The organism is Megasphaera cerevisiae DSM 20462 (assembly GCF_001045675.1).
Classification (GTDB): Bacteria; Bacillota; Negativicutes; order Veillonellales; family Megasphaeraceae; genus Megasphaera; species Megasphaera cerevisiae.
The window spans coordinates 48,717-68,409 of the sequence record NZ_LEKT01000010.1; the positions used below are offsets into that span (position 1 = coordinate 48,717).

Genomic DNA, 19,693 nt, shown 5'->3' on the forward strand with positions numbered 1-19,693 from the left:
TATGTTGGATATCAATGGAACGGAATTCAGAGAAATGGTCCTGCGGGTAATCCGGCAGGTCATGGAAGAAGAAAAGCAGGCAAAACGCCGGCTGTATGTCGTCTTTGAAAATTCCTTTGATGTTCGATACGATTCATTTTTGCACATCTTGACTGATCGAGATGAGGTGACCGCTGTCATTCCTGACGAATGGTCTACTGTTCAGATCAGCCGCATACAAGCTGACTGCCCGTTTTGTAAGATAGTCAGCCGGACGGCGTCAGCGAACCTTCATGCGGAAGGTTCGCTGACCGTGTATCCGGTGACATCACGTTCTTTTATTGCCAAAGCGGCGCTGTGCATCAGCGATACCTTTGAGACAAGGTGGTTTACCAAGTGTATGGAAGCGGGCGCTTCCGTACATATTCTCCTTTCGGGACTCCAGCGTTTTACGGGAAAAGAACCGGAAGCATACGTGCAGCGGGTTTTATCATATTACCGTATGCTTCTGCAGTACGATGTGTCTATTGGGGCCTGGCCCTGTGCCAGTTTCCCGACCGTCTCAGATTCTCGGAAGAAGAATGCAATACAAACCGCATGCCGGCCGGACATGATAGAGACAAAGAACCGTCTCATTACGGCATCAGATCTTGATGCATACAGGGATGGTCAGAGTATTGCAGTTGCTTCGGACACCATTGTAACGGCGTATGCACAGGAATTAGCAGCAAAAAGAAAGATTCAATTTATTAAAAATCTGACGTGACCAAAGGCAGGGAAGTATTCATGGAAAAAGCATTAGGTCTTGTAGAAGTAGCAGGGTTGAGCAGTGCTGTTGAAACTGCCGATGCAATGGTCAAAGCTGCAAACGTTGTGCTCGTCGAGCTTGAAGGCGCTCGCGGCAACGGCATGATGACTGTAAAGGTAATCGGTGATGTAGGCGCTGTACGGGCTGCTGTCGAAGCGGGACGAGCTGTTGCCGCTTCCTTCGGCGCACTCGTGTCTGTCGATATCATTGCCCGCCCCAATGAAAGTACGGGAGGCATGTTTGTTCGGTATCCGGACAAAAAAGAACCGCCTATGTTTTATGGCGGCGATCCAAAAGCAAAACCAGAACAAAAAGCAGAAGCAGTGCAGGAACCGGATCCGGAACCTGTGAAGACAGAACCGGTACAGGAAGCGCCTGCTGCGGCGGTTCCGGATCTTCCGGAAACGCAGCTGGCGCTGGCCGCAGATGTCATTTCTCCGATCTCGGAAAACACAAGCCAGGAAGTGATACCGAAAGAGAAGACTCAGGCCGCTGAAAAAACGGCATCTGTGGAACCTGCCATCTCTCTGGAAACCCCGGCGGAGCCTGTCCAGGCCATACCGGAAAAACCGAAGGTCAAACGTGCGGTACGGCGAACGACGAGCCGTACAAGACGAACTAAAGGAAGTACGAAATCTAAAAAAGACGATAAAAACAGTCTCACGACTGATATGAAATAAGCATTAGAACAGAAGGAATATATCATGAAAATAGCAAAAGTAACAGGTTCTGTCGTTTCCACAAAGAAGGAAGAAGGACTCGTAGGATCCAAACTCATGATCGTCCGATTCGAAACAAGCACAGGTGTCCCCTATGGTAATGAAGAAGTCGCTGTAGACTATGTCGGTGCTGGTGTCGGTGAACTGGTATTAGTGGCCAGCGGTTCTGCTGTGCGTACCCGCGAAGCAAACCATGGCAAGCCTGTGGACTTGGCTATTGTTGGCATTATCGATTACGTCAACTAACAGGTACTTGCGAATGCACTATTAATAAAGGAGGAAAACCAATGGCAAACGAAGCACTGGGAATGGTCGAAACGAAAGGTCTTGTCGGCTCTATTGAAGCAGCCGACGCAATGGTTAAAGCCGCCAATGTATATTTGATTGGCTATGAAAAAATCGGTTCCGGTTTGGTAACCGTCATGGTTCGCGGTGATGTAGGTGCTGTAAAAGCAGCTGTTGATGCCGGCGCTGCTTCGGCTAAAGCTGTGGGTCAGGTAGTATCTGTCCATGTCATTCCGCGTCCTCACACGGATGTTGAAAAAATACTGCCTCATTTGAATGAAACCCCAGCTGCTGAATAATAGACAAGCAGTACATATAAACAGGGGGAAAGGGGCATTTGCGAATGAGTCAAGAAGATTTGACCAATCTGATTAAAAAAACATTGATTGAAAAAATCAATTACTATGAAAAATTTAAAATCAAAGTGGGTGTTTCAAACCATCATGTTCATTTGAGCAGGGCTGATTTGGATACGCTGTACGGCGAACATTATGCACTGACAAAAAAAAGCGAATTAGGCCAGCCCGGGCAATTTGCAGCGAATGAAACGGTTACCATCAAAGGACCGAAGGGCGAATTCAAAAACGTCCGTATTCTTGGTCCGATCCGGCCGGAAAGCCAAGTGGAAATCAGCAAGACCGACGGGCGCCGTTTAGGCGTAAACGCTCCTATTACCTTATCCGGTCATTTGGATGGCACGCCGGGGATTACCCTCATCGGACCCCGCGGTACTGTTCATATGAAGCAAGGCGTCATTATTGCCAAACGTCATATTCACATGACACCGGCTCAGGCTGAAGAACGAGATCTGGCGAACGGTGAGATCGTCAATGTGGAAACCTTTGGCGAACGCCATGGTGTTTTGGGAGATGTCGTGATCCGTGTGTCTGACAAATCTGCATTGGAAATACACGTCGATGTAGACGAAGCGAATGCCTGCTCTTTAAGCAATAAGGACTATGTGATGATTAGCCCGAATCGGTAATAGGAGAGCATATCATGTTGATAGATAACAAACGTTTGGCGGATTTTGCGGCATTAGTCCATACCGGGCATGTGAATCCTTTCGACGGACCTTTGAAGGTCGGTGTTGATCTGGGCACAGCCAATATCGTTGTCGCTGTCGTGGATAGTAACAACAGGCCTGTAGCCGGCATGACCACGGCATCCAAAGTTGTCCGCGACGGTATCGTTGTTGATTATGTCGGGGCCGTTCAGGCTGTCCGAAAAATGAAAGGGCAACTGGAAGAAAAACTCGGTGTAGAGCTGATAAAAGCTGCCACGGCTATCCCGCCGGGAATTCTCGAGGGAAACGTACGCTGTATCGCAAACTGCGTAGAAGGAGCCGACTTGGAAGTGACCCGCGTCATTGATGAACCTACGGCAGCTGCCACTGTTTTGGAGATACAGGACGGGGCGGTTGTAGACGTAGGCGGTGGTACGACGGGCATCAGCATCCTGAATAATGGCACAGTGACCTTTACTGCCGATGAAGCAACCGGCGGGACACACATGACTTTGGTATTGGCGGGCTATCACGGATTGACCTTTGACGAAGCGGAAGTGATGAAGCAGGATACTGCCAAAGAAGATGAAGTTTTTCCGGTTGTAAAGCCTGTTGTCGAAAAAATGGCGACAATTGTCCAGCGGTTTGTTTCGGGACGTGATGTTTCCAAGATATACGTAGTAGGCGGAGCTTGCTGCTTTACAGAATTTGAAACTGTGTTTGAAAAAATACTGCATATTCCTACGATGAAGCCAAATGACTGTTTATTTGTCACACCCTTGGGAATTGCTGTAAATGTATAAATGGAGGTAACATAATGAGTGCCACAATAGATCCTGAAGTCCTGCAGCAATTAGTTGCACAGGCTGTAAAACAATTGCAGACAGAAGGTAGCCGTCCCTGTGCCGCTGCCGCTGCCGCTCCTGCAGCAAAAGAAGAATACGGTGTATTTGAAACGATAGGTGCGGCTATCGACGCATCTGCCGAAGCACAGCATACGTTGTTGTTTCAGCCACCCCGCACACGTCAGAAATGGGTAGATGTCATTCGCAAGACCTGCCTGAAAAAAGATGTTATGGAAATCATTTCCCGTATGGCTGTAGAAGAAACCGGCATTGGCCGCTATGAAGATAAAGTCACTAAAAACACGGCAGCTGCCAGATACACACCGGGAATTGAGGATCTGATAACGGATGCTCGCACCGGTGATCATGGGATTACCCTATTTGAATATTGCCCGTTTGGTGTTATCGGTGCTATTACACCGACGACAAATCCGACAGAAACGATTATCAATAATTCGATCTGCATGATTGCCGGCGGGAATACTGTTGTATTCAGTCCCCATCCTCGTGCCTGCAAGACTTCTATCTTCCTGGTACAGACCTTAAATAAAGCATTGGTAGAAGCAGGTGCGCCTGATAATATGATCACCATGATCCGCAAACCGACAATTGATGCAACCAACGAAATGATCGACAATCCGAAGGTGCGTATGCTTGTTGCTACAGGCGGTCCCGGCATTGTAAAGAAAGTATTGTCCTCCGGTAAAAAAGCAATCGGCGCGGGCCCTGGCAATCCACCGGCTGTTGTCGACGAAACCGCTAATATTGAGCAAGCTGCGCAGGATATCGTAGCTGGCAGCTCCTTCGATAACAATGTGCCTTGCATTGCGGAAAAAGAAGTGTTTGCTGTAGACACTATTTTTGATTATTTGATGATTAATATGAAAGGTGCCGGCGCATACGAGATCAAAGACCGCAATGTTATCGAACAATTGTGGAGACTGGTTTCCAACGAAAAGGGCGGTCCTAAAGTCGAATTCGTTGGCAAATCGGCACAATATATTCTGGACAAAATCGGCATCCAAGTCGATGACTCCAAACGTCTGATCATTATGGAAGTCAATAAAGATCATCCCTTTGTCCAGACAGAAATGATGATGCCTATTCTGCCCCTCGTACGCTGTGACAATGTCGATCAGGCTATTGAATGGGCTCATGAAACAGAACATGGCAACCGTCATAGCGCTATGATGCATTCCACCAATATTACCAAACTGAGCAAGATGGCAAAATTGATGGAAACCACTATTTTTGTTAAAAACGGTCCGTCCTTTGCTGGTCTTGGTATCGGCGGGGAAGGCTATCCGACCTTTACGATCGCAGGCCCCACAGGGGAAGGGCTCACGAGTCCAAAATCCTTCTGCCGCCGTCGTGAATGCGTATTGAAGGATATGTTTAACATCCGTTAATTAGGAGGAACGAATATGGCCATATGCCAAATCGTAACGAAAGTAATTTCGGGAGAAAACTCACTGGCAACCTTGCAGACCTACCGGAATGAACGGGTATTGATCGTATGCGATAAGTTCCTGAATGATAATGGTACCATTGAGTTAGTAACCAATAATCTGGATTCGTCCAATACCGTGACCGTCTTTGACGGCACGGTACCGGATCCTACGCTGGGCGTTATTGCCAAGGGCGTGGAAGCCGCAATTACGCTGCAGCCTACGATTCTTATCGGTTTTGGCGGTGGTGCGGCGATTGACACGGCAAAAGGCGTGGTCTATTTTTCCGTATCCGGTAAGGCAGTTATAAAAAAACCATCCTTTATTGCCATTCCGACGACTAGCGGCACAGGTTCTGAAATGACAGCTTTTGCCGTATTTACGGATGATCAGGAAAAACGGAAGATTGCTCTCATCGACGACCTGATGTATGCGGATATTGCCATTCTGGACCCGCATCTGACGCTGACGGTACCGCCGGCTATTACGGCTAATACAGGCTTTGACGTCATTACGCATGCAATCGAATCCTATGTGTCCGTTTCTGCCTCTAACTTTACAGACGGCGTTTCCTGTAAAAGCTTTGAAATAGCACTGCAGGCCTTGCCGAAATGCTACCATTATGGGGCTAATATAAAAGCCCGTAAGGAAATGCTGACAGCATCCAACCTGGCTGGCACAGCGTTCAACCTGAGCGGCCTGGGGATGGCACATAGTCTGGCTCATCAGCTGGGCGGCATGCTGCATGTACCGCATGGTCTGGCATGCGCTATCTTCCTGCGGGCCAGTATTGCTTATAACAGTCAGGACGTTGCTGTAGAGGCCAAATATGCGGATCTGGCATATAAAATAGGTATTGCGCCGCGGACGATGCTGCCAAGCGTTGCCGTGCAGGCTTTGTGCGCCGTACTCAGCGCGCTCATGGATGACATGAGCATGCCCAAACGGGTATCGGATTTGCCGAAAGCCGTATCACGCAGCGAATACGAAGCGATGATTCCGCAGATGGCGGAAAATGCCCTGCAGGATCGGTGCCTCCCGGAAAACCGTCGTCCGCTGACCTATAATGCGGCTGTCGAATTATTAAAAAACGCATATTAAATGTAATAAATGCCCACATAAAGACTACCGAATAGAAGGGCAGCTTGTTGTCGAATAGGACTACTGGCTGACTTTCATATGCGGTGGTCTTTTTTTACATGTAAATTCCCGCAAAACATAGTAAATACACATGCATGACCTGAATAAAATGGTTTACAATATAAAATACATAACACGATGAAATAAAATATATATATTATTTACTATTGATTTACAGAGGTATTTCATAATCCGATACATTCCCTGCGTACGATATAAACGATATATATTTAGTTGTAAGAAAATAAGCAGAATTCATTACGGCTGAATACATTACTTTATAAACGTATTGGGAATGGAGGATGTAGCAGTATGAATACAGAACATCGTGAAAATGACAACGGAGTATTATTCGTGGGAGTGACAAGTAAGGGAAAGAAGGGGTCTTGGAAAAAGAAGGCGGCCAATGCCATGCTGGCGGCGCTATTCTGCACTGGGGCAGTTCCCTTTGCCGTGCAGGCAGAAACCATAGTGTTGACAGATGGGGAATATATTGAAGCCTTGAAACAAGCAGGTGTGGAAGCCGGTACAGTGGGCGACGGAGCGGATACCTTTTTAGCGTTGGGAACTGGCAGCCTCGTTGATAATAAGGGGCATGGTACAGCGGTCGGAAATAACGCATCGTCGCAAGGAAACAGGGCAACAGCCTTTGGTGCATTGGCATTCGCTAAAGGTGAAGACGCAACAGCCGTAGGCGGCAGCAGTGAGGCTTCGGCAGCAGGAGCTACGTCCATTGGCGCTTGGAATAGTGCTACTCAAGAAAATGCTACCGCGATAGGTTTTCAGAGTCATGCATATGATATAAATGCGTCGTCTTTCGGCGCGAATGCTTATGCATTTGGAGAAAACAGTGTAGCATTAGGACAGGCAAGCGAAACTGCCATATCGGAGGATAATGTCGTTTCTGTCGGTAAATCCGGCACCGATGGCTTTACCCGCCGCGTTATCAATATAGCAGACGGGATCAGGGATACGGATGCGGCTACAATAGGACAGACGGTTACATATGACCGGAATGCAGATGGTTCTGTCAATAAACGTTCTGTTACGTTTGCCGGCGTGACGGACGACAAGGGACATAATGCAGGAACAAAGCTGAAAAATGTAGATGATATCGTCATGAATACGACGAATTTTTTCAATGGCAAAGCGGAACAGCACAGCTTCCAGGAAGCAGGATTGATTCCTGGCATAGCACATAATAAGTACAGTACGGCTGTTGGCTATGGCAGTGAGGTAGAAGAAAATGTAACCATGAGCGCGGCCTTTGGGGCGGGAGCTGCTGTCAGTCAGGCTATCGTAGACGGCGAGTACGCACCCGTAGAACGGTCTCTTGCTCTGGGGCAGGGGGCACGTGTCAGTGCCAGCAAGAGCGTGGCTATTGGTCAGGGAAGCAACGTGGGCAAAGATGACAGCATCGCCGTTGGACAGGGGTCTGCGGTACAGTCTATCAATGGCATAGCCATCGGTAAAGTTGCTAAGATTGGTACGGGAGCAGAAAACAGCATTGCTATTGGTAGCCCGATCCAGGAAACCGAAGGCGGTCTTGGCGGCGGCCATCAGTTTAGTGTCGGTTCTGGCGCTAAGAACAGCACGGTTGTAGGGATTGCGGCCTATAGCGGTGGTGAATCTGGATCGGCCTTTGGCCAGGGGGCCATGGTTCAAGGCGGGGCCGCTAAGAGCACGGCGTTAGGTGCCGGGTCTTCAGTAACGACTGTGAATTCTGTTGCCTTAGGCGCTGATAGCAGCGTTGGACAATCGGATGTGCCGGATACCGATATCCATGGTGTTGTGTCCGTCGGCAAATCTGGCACAGATGGATTTACACGCCGCATCATCAATGTAGCTGTTGGTCGTATCGAAACCGGATCTCATGATGCCGTAACCGGTGGGCAGCTGGCCGCCGCTGGCATCGTGCCGGGGACGGTGGATGCCGCTGCAGCGGCAGGCCTGGCTCTTGGTGAAGGAAGTTATGTGAAATATCAGCAAAGCACGGCTGTCGGCAATGGCAGCCAGATCCATGCCGCTTATGGTGTGGCCGTCGGGAAGGATAGCACGATTGGATCTGCTTTCGGCACCGTCATTGGACAGGGCAGTATGATCGGAGAAAATGTAGCCTATAGTACGCTGGTTGGTCAGGGCAGCTCCATCACGGTGAAAAATTCCGGATTCCAAGGCTATAGCACCCTTATAGGACAGGGAAGCAGTATCAACAATGCCAGCTATGCGACTATCGTTGGATCTAAGAGCAACGTTACAGGGACTAACGGTGTGGCTTTGGGTTATCAGAGTTTTGCCGATGCATATAACACTGTGGCGCTTGGGGCGGACAGCGTCGCGAAATCAGATGCCGTCGTTTCCGTAGGCCATAAAGGCGGTGATAAAAAAGCGGATGGCACTACTTATGAAACAGATTTGCAGCGCCGTATTACTAATGTAAAAGACGGCAGAGATGACAATGATGCGGCCAATATGAAACAAGTCAATGCCGTAAAGGATAGTGTCATTGACTTGGATGCCCTGACAGTGAAATATGATGATGCGACAAAACAGAGTATTACTGTTGGAGGAGCCAAACTGCAAAATGTAGGCGATATCCAGATGGGTACTCAGACCTCCACCTTTGCTGGCGCCGGCTTGGTAAACGGCAAGGTGTATGCCGCTAAAGACGGTTGGACGGAAAACGGTGCGGCAGATACGAAGTCTGCGGCTATTGGAAAGGGCAGCAGCGTACGCGGCGCTGGCAGCTTGTCGGTTGGGAATGGCGCATCGGTCAATACAGCGAATGCCAACGTAGACGCAGGCTGGGATGCCTTTCAGAATGCGCAGGGGACAGCAATCGGTGTAAATGCCAATGTAACCGGTGTACAAAGTACAGCTGTCGGCTATGGTGCTAAAGCCACTAAAAACCAATCCGTTGCCGCCGGTAATCAGGCACAGGCGACCGAAAACGGCGGCGCGGCATTTGGGCAAAATGCGGTTGTCAATGCAGTTAAAGGCACTGCTCTTGGTCTTGGTGCCAGCGTGGGAACAGGTGCCGATAACTCGGTGGCCCTCGGTGCCGGCAGCGTCGTATTCAAATCCGATCTTCTTGCAAGCGATATCCACGGTATCGTATCCGTCGGCAAGAGCAATGCGACACGCCGCATTATTAACCTATCGGATGGTGTCAAGAATACCGATGCTGTCAATATGAAACAGCTCAACGGCATAAAAGATTCCGTGACGGGCTTGGCTGACGGAGCGGTGCTGTACGATCAGACCAATGATGAAAATGGTAAGATTGTTGTAGATAAAACAAATGTAACCTTTAATAAAGGCGGCGCAGGTACAACCCTCAAAAATGTGGCTGACATTGAACTAGCCGGCAAGAGTTTGGTCGGTGCCGGCGTGGTGGCAGGAACCTTGGGAAGCGAATATACCTCTCATGCGCTGGCTTTGGGTGTGAACAGCGTTGTGGCGGATGGATATGGTACGGCGGTGGGTGATGGTGCCTCGACTGACGGTGCCCAGGCTTCGGCCTTTGGCGCATCGGCCAAAGCGAACGGCATGAACGCGACGGCAGTAGGCGGTACCAGCAGTGCCGGTGCCAAAGGCGCTACTGTCGTAGGGGCGCAGAGTGGTGTCAGTAATGCCTATGGTACGGCTATCGGTCAGGACAGCCACGTATATGCGGAAAAAGCCTCGGCTTTTGGTGCCAATACCTGGGCATACGGTGCGGGAAGCGTGGCACTCGGTCAGGGCAGCCGTACTTCGACGACGGATACGAATGTAATCTCTGTCGGTAATTCCACCGGACTGGGTGATGCTATTACGCGCCGCGTTATCAATGTAGCGGACGGCATCGATCTTCACGATGCTGCTACGGTAGGGCAAATCCAGAAAATAACGGGTGTCGACGTTGCCAAGGGAAATGTTGTACAGTATGATTCTGATGGAAACCTCAATGTTGCGAAAGGAGACAGCGGGTTAAAGGTCAATGATGAAAGCTCATCCATCAGTCATGGCAATAATTCCGTGACCGCCAATAAAGACAGTGTGATCATTTCTTCTGGCACCAATGGAATCAAGGTGACAGAAAATGGCAACACCATTACAGGTGATACGACGGTACATGGGGATCTCAATGTGACAGGAACGATCAACGGTACGAATATTTCTGATATTACCGGTGCGGTACAAGATGTATCGGGACTGAAAAAAATTGTCGGGACCGATAAAATCGACGTCAAGGGCACGGACGGCAAGGTTGCGGAGACCCTTACGGGAGCGGTCAACGCCAATGCCGCTAAAATAGGCGATACAACTAAACTGGAAGTTATTACGGGAAAAAACGATTCGTCTGTAACGGACGCCGCCCTGGCAAACCATGAAGCTATCAATACGGAAACGGATGCCCTTCAGGCTGCGGATACCGAGCTTTGGAAGGGTGTGGACTCCCTTGGCCGCAGCGTGCATCAGTTGGGTGAAGAAGTAGACAGTGTCGGCGCTATTTCCGCTGCCTTGGCGGGGCTTCATCCGCTGCCTTTCGAAGGCGCTTCCAAATTCCAGCTCAGCGCGGCTGTCGGTACCTACGACGGCACGCAGGCGGCTGCCCTCGGCTGATTCTATCGTCCCAGCAGAGCGGTTCTCCTGTCTCTCGGGGCATCGCATTCCTTTGGCAGCGGCAGTAAGACTGCGGCAAATTTCGGCGTTACCTTTGGCATAGGACAAGGGTCTGAAACGCCGCCGGTCATAGAAGAATCCAATGAAACACAAAAACAAGTCGCAGATTTGAAAGACGAGATCGCAGTACTGAAAGCAGAATTAGAAGCCATGAAAAAGGCCCAATAAGATCATTTCTTCTGTATGACACAAAAGCCGTCAGGCAGGCATGCCTGGTGGTTTTTTGTGTATATAAGGAAAAAATTAAATGTAAAAAATACTTGACGAACCATGTATTTATGGTATAATTAATTTCGTGCCAAGGAACAGGACATGTAAAATATGCCGGAGTGGCGGAATGGCAGACGCACCTGACTCAAAATCAGACGGGTAACACCGTGTGGGTTCAAGTCCCACCTCCGGCACCATAGAGTAAAATAGCACCCTGCGGGGTGTTATTTTTATTTGACAACATTTAATTATGTGTGTGTTGACAACATTTTGACAACATCACGAAAGTATTTTCTCTAACTTATCCACGGCGTCGTACTCAAGTATTGGTGTAAGATGTGAATAGGTATCCATGGTTTCATTAAATGATGCGTGCCCCAGTCGTGTTTGAATGACTTTGAAATTAACACCGGCTTCAATAAGGAGCGTTGCGTGGGTATGCCTCGTTCCGTGCATGGAAAACGCTGGTTTACCGATTGCTGTAGCATATTTTTTGCAAAGTGCTGACGCATATGTTGGATACGTGGGGTTTCCTTTCTCACCTGGAAATACCAAATCATTATTGATCCATTCATATGTTGATAGCATTCGTTCTTTTATGGTTATGGAGTGTTTCTTTAACTCTGCCATCGTTTCAGTATCAATTTTAATAGAACGCTTAGACGAGGCATTTTTGGTTGATTTTGATAGTATAATATCATTGCCGGCACGAATCACGGTTTGTTCTACTGTAATAGTTTGTTTTTTAAAATCAACGTTACTCCATGCAAGACCAAGAAGTTCTGATCGGCGCAGTCCGGACGCAAACGCAAGCTTAAAAAAGGCATGGTGCTTCTCGTTCTTGATAACAGACAAAAACTTTTTCACTTCATCGGCTGACAGTGTAACTGTTTCATGGGTTTTCACTAATTTTGGCTTTTTAACTTTTGCGACAACGTTTTTACCTATTAGCTCATCGTTAACGGCCTGTTTGATCATAGCGTTAAGTACGGTATAGATAGCGGATGGTTCGTGAAGACAGCTTTTTTTCAAGTTTTATATCTAATAATCACCGTACCATCATCACCGTTAATTCACATAGCTTCACATTACCCATTAGCGGCAGAATATGATTATTTATGATGTGTTTGTAGCTATTTATTGTCACAGGGGGTATGGTTGGTTCCTTTATACGCAGCCATTCCCGTGCCCATTCAGCAATCGTGATATTTGCATTGAAATTGGCTACATTATTCGATTGTTTTTTATATGCATCACATTTTTCTTGCGTCTCAGTTCGTGTGCGGCCATAAAAATACTTACGCTTTCCGTTAATAGTGATAGTATAGCGGCCGTCGGTACGTTTTTTTAATTTTGGCATAATAAAATCAGATCCTTTTACATGTAGTAGAATAGGGGCTGACATGGTATACTATATAGGTAATCAGCCCATTTTGATAGGTGGTGCGATTATATTGGCCGTCTGGTACTTGGTAATACCTTCGGCACTGTCCCGTGTCCTGTTTGAAGCAGGATGCGGGATTTTTATTTTATAATTTGAATATAGTGGTTTAGTTCTGCTTTTTCATATTCCGCAATGAGAGAGATTAATTCCCCCGGATCTTTGCTGTGAGTATGGTATGCGTCAAAACATTCGTAGTATTTGCGGCGATCGGTGAATTTGATATCAACAGGAAGCAAACCGTTTTTTATAAGCTCAAAATTTAGCAGCAGTCGACCTGTTCTTCCATTGCCATCAATAAAAGGATGTATAGATTCAAATTCAAGATGCAGCAGCGCAACAGCTTCAATAATATGCAATGTTTGTTTCCATTTTTCATAGTGCTGCATAAGCTGTTCAATGGAAGGCTGTACCAGGTAAGGCTGTGGTGGAGTGTGCTTTGCGCCCAGAATGCGAACAGGTACATTTCGATATGTGCCGCGATTTTCCCGATCATTCATAAGAACAAGAGAATGAATTGTTTTGATTGTTTGTTCTGTCAGCGGAGCGTTGTGGGATGCCAGATCAATAATATAATAAAAAGCATCTTTGAATCCAATGACATCCAGATGGTCACGCAGTGGCTTTTCTGCAATCGTAATACCTTCCTGTAAAATCAAAGCGGTTTCACGTAATGTCAGGGTGTTTCCCTCAATGGCATTTGAATTATAGGTTGTTTCAATCACAAATTCATCACGAAGTCTCTGTAATTCTGCTGTGTTTAATGGGCGCAAATTCCGCAGTTTATTTTTTAAACTGTCTATTTCTTTTAAAATAGGTTGCATGTGGTGATTCCTTTCTACCGTATCCATATTTTTCAATAAAGTACGATTTTTGTTTCTATTCTGAGTTATAAATATATTGACAGTACTGCCATCGTTATACCATCATCGTGATGCCGACATGATGATGGTATTTTCATTTGTATTTAAAAAAAATTACAATTTTTTCTGTTGGTCTAATTTTTATCTAACATATTCCATATCTGTTGCTAGAATAGGGGGCATATTATCCATAATTTCAGCAATTGAATGCATGCGCCCATTCTTAAAACCAAGATGTAACTCTGTAGTATATTGATACATTAATAAATTAAATTTTTCAATATTTGATAATTCTTTCATATATCTCTAAGGGTACGAGATACTGATAAATTATATCTTTATTAATAGACTTATAGGAGTAGTATTTAGCCATATGTAATGCACAATATGAAGAGGCCTGTCGACCTAATTTAAATAAGGAACGATATACCATATATAAAAAAATTTCATCGATACGATTACAATGCGCCATAATAATTAAAACAAGCGAATCTGGTGCAAGAACCTGTTTAGCAAAATAATTAGCTTCTTCTTCTAATCTTGCCATATCGACTGCCGTTAGATATCCATCAGCTTTAGATTTTAAAAGATGGTGTTGCAACGTATAATGACCTATTTCATGAATGAGATTCCAACGTTTGCAATTTTTTGGTAAATCTTTGTTGTAATAAATATAAGACTCTCCTGTCTTTTTATCATATTGCAGACAACCATAGGCCGAACCAAGATAATGGGGAACCATGCGTAATGAAATGTGGTTATTAGAGGCATACTGGTTATAGGTATTAAAATACACACTTTCTTCAGTGTACGTAAAACTGGATTTATCTGTACAGGGAGCTTGTCCGTAGGGAATCGCTTTAGAAAAAAAGTAATAACTTGATCGAGACGATCATAGTTTTCATGATTAATCAAGGTCATCGTCATCAGGTAAATCCTCCTTCGGTTTAGCGGGCAAAAATCCATCAATGACACCATCTACAATTTTTTGTTTATCTTGTGGTAATTGAGCGTATTTACGGTATAAAGTAATAAAACGGTTGTCATGAGAGACTTTTCCTAATTCAGAATTAACAAAACAAGCATTTTTTTGAATGCGCTCATTTGCTACATCTATATCTCGAGCTTTTTTAAATTGCTCGTATTTATCCACATCTCCATCAAATATTTCAGGTATGTATTCATCGTACATTTCATGGTCTTTGTAGAAAGCTTCGGGAGTTTTATCAAAATAGGCGCATAAAATTTTGAATAAATAAAAATTAATTGGTTCTATGTTGTTTTCATAATCCTCCAAATCTTTTTGGGGGATTTTAGTTTCTCTAGAAAGTTCTGCTAAGGTTAGCCCCTGCATTTTGCGTTCGGATTTTAGCGCACTACCCATTCGATCATCACATATTTGATCAGCATCAAGTAAGTAGTCTGTAGTTACTTTATACTTATCTGCTATCAGTTTGATGATTTCTGGATCCGGCTTTCTTTGCCCGTTTTCATAATTACTTAGAGTATTTTGAGCTATATTTAGTTGTTTTGCAAAAGCAGATTGACTTAGTCCATTCATCATGCGCAATTGTTTTATCTTCATAATATTTTCTCCTAATAAAGGATGCTAATTTCTTTATCAAAATAATAGTATCTCATTTAGAGATACTAGTCAACATTTTTTTATCTCATTTCGGGGCCGATTTATATCTCGAAATAGGATATTATGCAATCACAAATTGAGATAAAAGAGGGAAAACATGAGATCATATTTGGTGAAAGCAAGAGCGAAAGCTGGATTAACTCAAAGAGAAGCTGCGCGAGCATTACTCATATCTCAAAATTATTTATCTGATATTGAACATGGTATACGACAAAAAAATATAAAACTTAGCACGTTAAAAGGATTTTCGCGTGTATATCACGTTCCTACCGAGGTATTAATTCAATTAGAAGAAATTTTTCAAAATAGGTTAAAAAGGAAGGAGAAAAATTCAAATGAAAATAGGCATATTATATGACTTGTGCGTAGAAAAAATATAAGGGAAGAGAGGTGAGAGAGGATGGAGACTAAAAGATTGGCAGACAAAACATTTTCATTAGGTGCTTACGGAACTAAATTGCATGTGTCAATTGTCGCTAATTCTGGGTATACCGCAGGTACGGTTAGCGTAGCGGGAGCAGAAAAAAATGATGACGGAAGTTATACTGTGACAGTGGAGACTACCATCACAGCTATGGCCGCATCACAAAATACCTATACTGTTACGATCACGCAGACTGCCAATCAGACAATCCATGTGTATGTCCCGAATAAATCGGATAGTGCAAAAGTAGATCATACGGAAACCTTTACCGCCCCCGAAAGGACCACATATGAAGCAGAAGTCATTGCGGCAGATGGCTATACGGCAGGTACCCTTTCCGTAAATTAGGGGGCTTATCATGGCAACCATAAAAGGAACTGTAAATAAAAATTTGTCCATTTCTGCCAGCGCAGCTACGGTGGAATCAGGGACATTCCAATTTGACGGGATTGCGCATTAGGAGAGATGAACAGTATACATCACATCATCGTGTTTGCAGCACAGTGGCGGGATTTTTTGTATTGAGTTTATAGTTCCCTTTTCTTGTTTTTCTGGATGGAAATAGTCTCAGCTTCTAGTTCTTTTAAATCTTGTTCATCGGCCAGCTGGGATTCGTGCCTTTTACGGCGGTTTTCAAATTCATCATATTCGGTATTTACATACGATTTCATTTGTTCTCGCGAACGTGATCCAGCGGTATGCAATACAGGAATATCATGATCTGTTAAGAGTTTATCTACTGTATGGCGCCAATAGGTAAGGGTGAGTGTTTTGTGAATTTTGGTCCTCAATTCTGCGCTTTCCAAAAAGATGGATACTAATCGATTCAGGACATCAAGTTCATCACTTGCCAAATAATTTTTAGCAGTATAAATATCCTGCTTCCGAACAACTGACCCTTTCCAAGAGGTAAGGGCCATATTCGGCTGCTTGGCATCCGCCCGATTTATAATTAGTTCCATAGCGGTTTGACCAGTTACTCCATAAATTAGTTTATTTTGCGTTTCCGCATAAAACTGTTGCGTAGCCACATCGGTTTTATCATAATCCACAGACAAGGAAAATAGGTCGCGTAATTTTTGATAGAAGCGTTTTTCGCTTGCGCGAATGTCTCGGATTTGAGCAAGAAGTTCATCAAAATAATCTGGACGGCCGTCTGGGTTTTTTAAACGATCGCTATCGAGGATAAAGCCTTTTTGTAGGTATTCTTTTAAGGTAGCGTTTGCCCATTTTCGAAACTGAGTACCACGGGGAGAACGAACTCGGAAGCCTATAGCAAGAACCATATCAAGACTATAAAGAGAAATAGGTTTATCTGAATTTGCAATGTGAAAAAAACTCACATTGCTTTTTGGGTCAAGTTCCCCTTCTTGAAAAATATTTTTTATATGTTTGGAAATACCGCTACGTTCCTTATCAAAAAGCTCAGCAATTTGAGCCTGAGTCATCCAGACAGTACCATCATTTGCATAGAGACGTACGCTCGCATGACCATCTTCTGTATTATAAATAATAATATCATCCATATTTTCGCTATATGGCATTTAATATAACTTCCTTTCGATCTCCAAATTTATATTATCTTTTTAACTGTTCCATACCTTCTGGGATGCCAGCTAATTGAGCTAAATTATAGATGGGGCAATCTGGATGCTCTTGCAGCAGGTCATCTGGTAGTAATAACTCGACCGCAAACGTGTTTGCTTGCCGCTCTATTTTTGCGACGCTGAAGAGCGTATATGCACTAAGATAGGGTGTATTGATTTTGGCATGGAGGATAGCATGCCCCAGCTCGTGCGCACAAACATAAACCCTCAATTTGTCCGGTACCAGGGTGTTAATGTGGATGGTTTTATACGATACTGCGAGTCAAAGTATCCCAAGGCCAACCCTAAATCTTCAAAGATAACGATGATATCCAAGTCTGCGGCGATCTTAAAAGGATCTGTTGTCTTGTGCTTTCTGCATAATTTTATGACAGTCTTTTTTATATCCATAGGCTATCACCTACTTTTTATGCTTCTTAGGTGTGAACTTTTCCTTAGCCCTGATCTTGGCCATGCGGATCGAGTTTTCGATAGAGGCTTTGAGCAATTCTTTGGTTTCATCGTCCATTTCCTCATCGCCATTAAACATCGCCATTCCGTCTGAATCCATGTCGGAGAGGATTGCATTCAGGCGCTTTTGGATGTCGCGTTCATTTTTTTTGTTTAGCTGAATAGCCTCTGTATTGTCCCACCCCATCAAAGTACTTGGAGTAGTTTGTAAGGCCTGGGCAAATGCAGCTATTTTTGATTGGGTAATGTCGTTTTCCCCTTTTTCTATTTTAGCAATAGTTGATCTCGACTTATATCCTAGTTTTTGAGCAAGCTCGTCTTGAGATAGATCTAATTCTTCACGTCTTTTCTTTATGCGTTCATATAACTCCATTGCGCTTCCTCCTCTTCTTGCTTATTATATTACTATATTGTTTCTTAAAAATCAACTAAAATTTATGATTACAAACAAAAATGTTGACATATAATCAACAGTAAACTATAATAATATCGTGATTAATAATCAACAAAAGAGGAGGCGAGCATGGATATGACAAATTCGGTGAAACTAGAAATGGCAATCGCTAGGGCTGAAATTACTAAAAAAGTCCTTGGCTCAAAATCAGACGGGTAACACCGTGTGGGTTCAAGTCCCACCTCCGGCACCATATAGTAAAACAGCGACCTGCGGGGGCGCTGTTTTTTTTGTCCATAAGGGGCGGCATGTTTTGACAATATTCTGACAATACATAGCGTTTTAAGTATGGTGTGGATACAGCGGCCGGTTTGCGCAGACCGTTTTTTTCAAGCTTTATATCTGGTAATCGCTATGCTATAATCACGATCAAATCAAATTGTTTTATATTTCTGATTAATGGAATACCATGCCGTTTCGTAATGTGTGTATAGGGATTTATTATCATAGGACACACCAGATTTCTTAATGCGCAGTTATTCTGGGGTCTATTCAGAGGGCCGTATAGTTGCATTGAAAATAGCTATGGTATCTGAATGTTTTTCATACGCGGTCCATTTTTTCTGTGGCGCATCTTGTAGGCGGCATAAAATACTTGCGTTTCCTCTAGCCTGTTTGCGACAGGATAGGGGTTTTTATTTATTTCAGGCATGTATATAAGTTTAAATTTTTCTTGAAAAATCTATATAAGAGACAAAAACCTATCAATATAGGGATAAAATTATCTAATAATCATGATACGTGGTACTATAAATAGTATAGGGAATCGAGTGGCAATTTTATTAAGCATCCGAGATTAGTCAAAGGAGGATTTTTAAAATGACACAAACGGAATTTCTTACACTATTTGATTGCAAGCATGCATTTTCACAAGATGAATTGAAAGAAGTTGTTTTAGGGCAATCGGAACTGGAACTTGTTGCCCAGAAAGAATCCCGGCGTTTTACGTACGATATAGGAGTTGCGACAGTTGTCAGGGCCATGGCAGCCTTCCGGCTGTGCAGATATTTTCGTATTCGATGGATAAAACATATTGAAGGAAATTACAGGAAAGCATTTTTTGTACAGCCGCAGGAATTGAAAGGGAAGGAGGTTACGCTTAAAATCTGGAAAAATATGAAAACAGATACATCTGATAATGAATAAATTAGAGGAATTTCATGATGCCGTGAGTCCTCAAAAGAACGAATTGGCGGCCAAACAATGTTTTTTCTGCTAATCAAAGTAAATACGAATCAAAGACGGCATGACGACCGGAGCCGCTGTGCGTTTTGCGGGCGGCTTTGTGCCGTTTATGAATGGACCGGATCAAAGACGAATTCGGCCAGTATATCCGGATATGCAGCAATACGAATGGGTATTTTTTTCGTATCCGGGGCAATCTTTAAACCTTGTAAGGTATAGCGTTCATCTGAAAAAATGAGAATTGATACGGCAGGCGGCAAGCCTATATAAAATAATGATCCACCAGCTTAGCTGGTGGTTTTTCTTATGCGGCCTATAAGGCCTAGTCTACCAGCGGCGCTTTACAGCGCATGTTCGGTCCGTCACTTGCATATCACTTCCGGTTACCCGTAAACGGGTCTTCAAAATCTAATGTAAGCTGTTCGGACATTTCATCTTCTTTAAGTTGTTCTCGAATATAGGTGGTTATCTTCTTCTCGTTTTTTCCTACGGTATCTACGTAGTATCCCCGACACCAAA

General features: G+C 44.5%; 22 protein-coding genes, 1 tRNA gene and 1 pseudogene. 13 read left to right on the plus strand and 11 right to left on the minus strand.

What is annotated here, in order from left to right:
• Window position 1 precedes the first annotated feature (1 nt).
• From AB840_RS04740 to AB840_RS04780, 9 genes are all read left to right on the plus strand, one after another.
• Entirely contained in the window at window positions 2-745 is a 744-nt protein-coding gene (locus AB840_RS04740) for a hypothetical protein (protein WP_048513692.1), read from the plus strand.
• A gap of 20 nt (window positions 746-765) precedes the next feature.
• Entirely contained in the window at window positions 766-1,467 is a 702-nt protein-coding gene (locus AB840_RS18145; RefSeq protein ID WP_072061758.1) for a BMC domain-containing protein, read from the plus strand.
• A gap of 24 nt (window positions 1,468-1,491) precedes the next feature.
• A complete protein-coding gene (locus tag AB840_RS04750; RefSeq protein ID WP_048513693.1) occupies window positions 1,492-1,752 on the plus strand; it encodes a EutN/CcmL family microcompartment protein in 261 nt (86 codons plus the stop codon).
• A 41-nt stretch (window positions 1,753-1,793) separates the two neighbouring features.
• Window positions 1,794-2,090 carry a propanediol utilization microcompartment protein PduA gene (gene pduA, locus AB840_RS04755; RefSeq protein WP_048513694.1) on the plus strand — a complete coding sequence of 99 codons (297 nt, stop codon included), beginning with the start codon at window positions 1,794-1,796 and terminating at the stop codon, window positions 2,088-2,090.
• A gap of 44 nt (window positions 2,091-2,134) precedes the next feature.
• Entirely contained in the window at window positions 2,135-2,776 is a 642-nt protein-coding gene (locus tag AB840_RS04760; RefSeq protein ID WP_048513695.1) for a phosphate propanoyltransferase, read from the plus strand.
• Between the two features lie 14 nt (window positions 2,777-2,790).
• Window positions 2,791-3,600: an ethanolamine utilization protein EutJ gene (gene eutJ / locus AB840_RS04765; RefSeq protein WP_048513696.1), complete on the plus strand. Its 810-nt coding sequence runs from the start codon at window positions 2,791-2,793 to the stop codon at window positions 3,598-3,600.
• Between the two features lie 14 nt (window positions 3,601-3,614).
• Window positions 3,615-5,051 carry an aldehyde dehydrogenase family protein gene (locus AB840_RS04770; RefSeq protein WP_048513697.1) on the plus strand — a complete coding sequence of 479 codons (1,437 nt, stop codon included), beginning with the start codon at window positions 3,615-3,617 and terminating at the stop codon, window positions 5,049-5,051.
• Between the two features lie 15 nt (window positions 5,052-5,066).
• Complete coding sequence (locus AB840_RS04775; RefSeq protein WP_048513698.1) at window positions 5,067-6,191, plus strand: 1-propanol dehydrogenase PduQ; 1,125 nt, start codon at window positions 5,067-5,069, stop codon at window positions 6,189-6,191.
• A 351-nt stretch (window positions 6,192-6,542) separates the two neighbouring features.
• Window positions 6,543-10,835 (plus strand): beta strand repeat-containing protein, encoded by a 4,293-nt coding sequence (locus AB840_RS04780; RefSeq protein WP_048513699.1) that lies wholly within the window; start codon window positions 6,543-6,545, stop codon window positions 10,833-10,835.
• 2 nt (window positions 10,836-10,837) lie between these two features.
• Here AB840_RS04780 and AB840_RS16700 read toward each other — a convergent pair whose 3' ends face one another.
• Window positions 10,838-11,047 (minus strand): hypothetical protein, encoded by a 210-nt coding sequence (locus AB840_RS16700; protein ID WP_143742715.1) that lies wholly within the window; start codon window positions 11,045-11,047, stop codon window positions 10,838-10,840.
• 171 nt (window positions 11,048-11,218) lie between these two features.
• Between AB840_RS16700 and AB840_RS04785 the strand changes: the two genes are divergently transcribed.
• Window positions 11,219-11,302: transfer RNA gene (locus AB840_RS04785), tRNA-Leu, on the plus strand.
• An 82-nt stretch (window positions 11,303-11,384) separates the two neighbouring features.
• On the opposite strand, the gene AB840_RS04790 is transcribed toward AB840_RS04785, so the two are convergent.
• The 5 genes from AB840_RS04790 to AB840_RS04810 form a co-directional block, all read right to left on the minus strand.
• Window positions 11,385-12,137 (minus strand): tyrosine-type recombinase/integrase, encoded by a 753-nt coding sequence (locus AB840_RS04790; protein WP_236684548.1) that lies wholly within the window; start codon window positions 12,135-12,137, stop codon window positions 11,385-11,387.
• A 16-nt stretch (window positions 12,138-12,153) separates the two neighbouring features.
• A complete protein-coding gene (locus tag AB840_RS17775) occupies window positions 12,154-12,465 on the minus strand; it encodes a tyrosine-type recombinase/integrase (RefSeq protein WP_234984874.1) in 312 nt (103 codons plus the stop codon).
• Between the two features lie 164 nt (window positions 12,466-12,629).
• Complete coding sequence (locus AB840_RS04795; protein WP_200809937.1) at window positions 12,630-13,397, minus strand: Fic family protein; 768 nt, start codon at window positions 13,395-13,397, stop codon at window positions 12,630-12,632.
• Window positions 13,398-13,686: 289 nt separating this feature from the next.
• A complete protein-coding gene (locus AB840_RS15980) occupies window positions 13,687-14,205 on the minus strand; it encodes an ImmA/IrrE family metallo-endopeptidase (protein WP_072061759.1) in 519 nt (172 codons plus the stop codon).
• Window positions 14,206-14,316: 111 nt separating this feature from the next.
• Complete coding sequence (locus AB840_RS04810; protein WP_048513703.1) at window positions 14,317-14,994, minus strand: helix-turn-helix transcriptional regulator; 678 nt, start codon at window positions 14,992-14,994, stop codon at window positions 14,317-14,319.
• A 157-nt stretch (window positions 14,995-15,151) separates the two neighbouring features.
• On the opposite strand from AB840_RS04810, the gene AB840_RS04815 reads away from it, so the two are divergent.
• The gene (locus AB840_RS04815) at window positions 15,152-15,412 is read left to right on the plus strand and encodes a helix-turn-helix domain-containing protein (protein ID WP_048513704.1); all 261 of its coding nucleotides are present in this window, start codon (window positions 15,152-15,154) and stop codon (window positions 15,410-15,412) included.
• Between the two features lie 42 nt (window positions 15,413-15,454).
• Window positions 15,455-15,826: a hypothetical protein gene (locus AB840_RS04820; RefSeq protein ID WP_048513705.1), complete on the plus strand. Its 372-nt coding sequence runs from the start codon at window positions 15,455-15,457 to the stop codon at window positions 15,824-15,826.
• 179 nt (window positions 15,827-16,005) lie between these two features.
• Here AB840_RS04820 and rhuM read toward each other — a convergent pair whose 3' ends face one another.
• The 4 genes from rhuM to AB840_RS04835 are packed head-to-tail and all read right to left on the minus strand — an operon-like array spanning window position 16,006 to window position 17,908.
• Window positions 16,006-17,022, minus strand: a complete 1,017-nt coding sequence (gene rhuM / locus AB840_RS04825; RefSeq protein ID WP_236684549.1) for a RhuM family protein — start codon at window positions 17,020-17,022, stop codon at window positions 16,006-16,008.
• A gap of 34 nt (window positions 17,023-17,056) precedes the next feature.
• Window positions 17,057-17,296: an ImmA/IrrE family metallo-endopeptidase gene (locus AB840_RS18240; protein WP_200809938.1), complete on the minus strand. Its 240-nt coding sequence runs from the start codon at window positions 17,294-17,296 to the stop codon at window positions 17,057-17,059.
• Window positions 17,293-17,475, minus strand: a complete 183-nt coding sequence (locus AB840_RS17535) for a hypothetical protein (RefSeq protein ID WP_200809939.1) — start codon at window positions 17,473-17,475, stop codon at window positions 17,293-17,295. Before AB840_RS17535 ends, AB840_RS18240 begins: the two co-directional genes overlap by 4 nt.
• Window positions 17,476-17,485: 10 nt before the next feature.
• The gene (locus AB840_RS04835) at window positions 17,486-17,908 is read right to left on the minus strand and encodes a helix-turn-helix domain-containing protein (protein ID WP_048513706.1); all 423 of its coding nucleotides are present in this window, start codon (window positions 17,906-17,908) and stop codon (window positions 17,486-17,488) included.
• 900 nt (window positions 17,909-18,808) lie between these two features.
• Between AB840_RS04835 and AB840_RS04840 the strand changes: the two genes are divergently transcribed.
• On the plus strand, window positions 18,809-19,135 hold the full coding sequence (locus tag AB840_RS04840) for a hypothetical protein (protein ID WP_048513707.1): 327 nt from the start codon (window positions 18,809-18,811) through the stop codon (window positions 19,133-19,135).
• A 412-nt stretch (window positions 19,136-19,547) separates the two neighbouring features.
• Here AB840_RS04840 and AB840_RS15985 read toward each other — a convergent pair.
• A pseudogene (locus AB840_RS15985) lies at window positions 19,548-19,693 on the minus strand (IS200/IS605 family transposase); the annotation flags it as partial.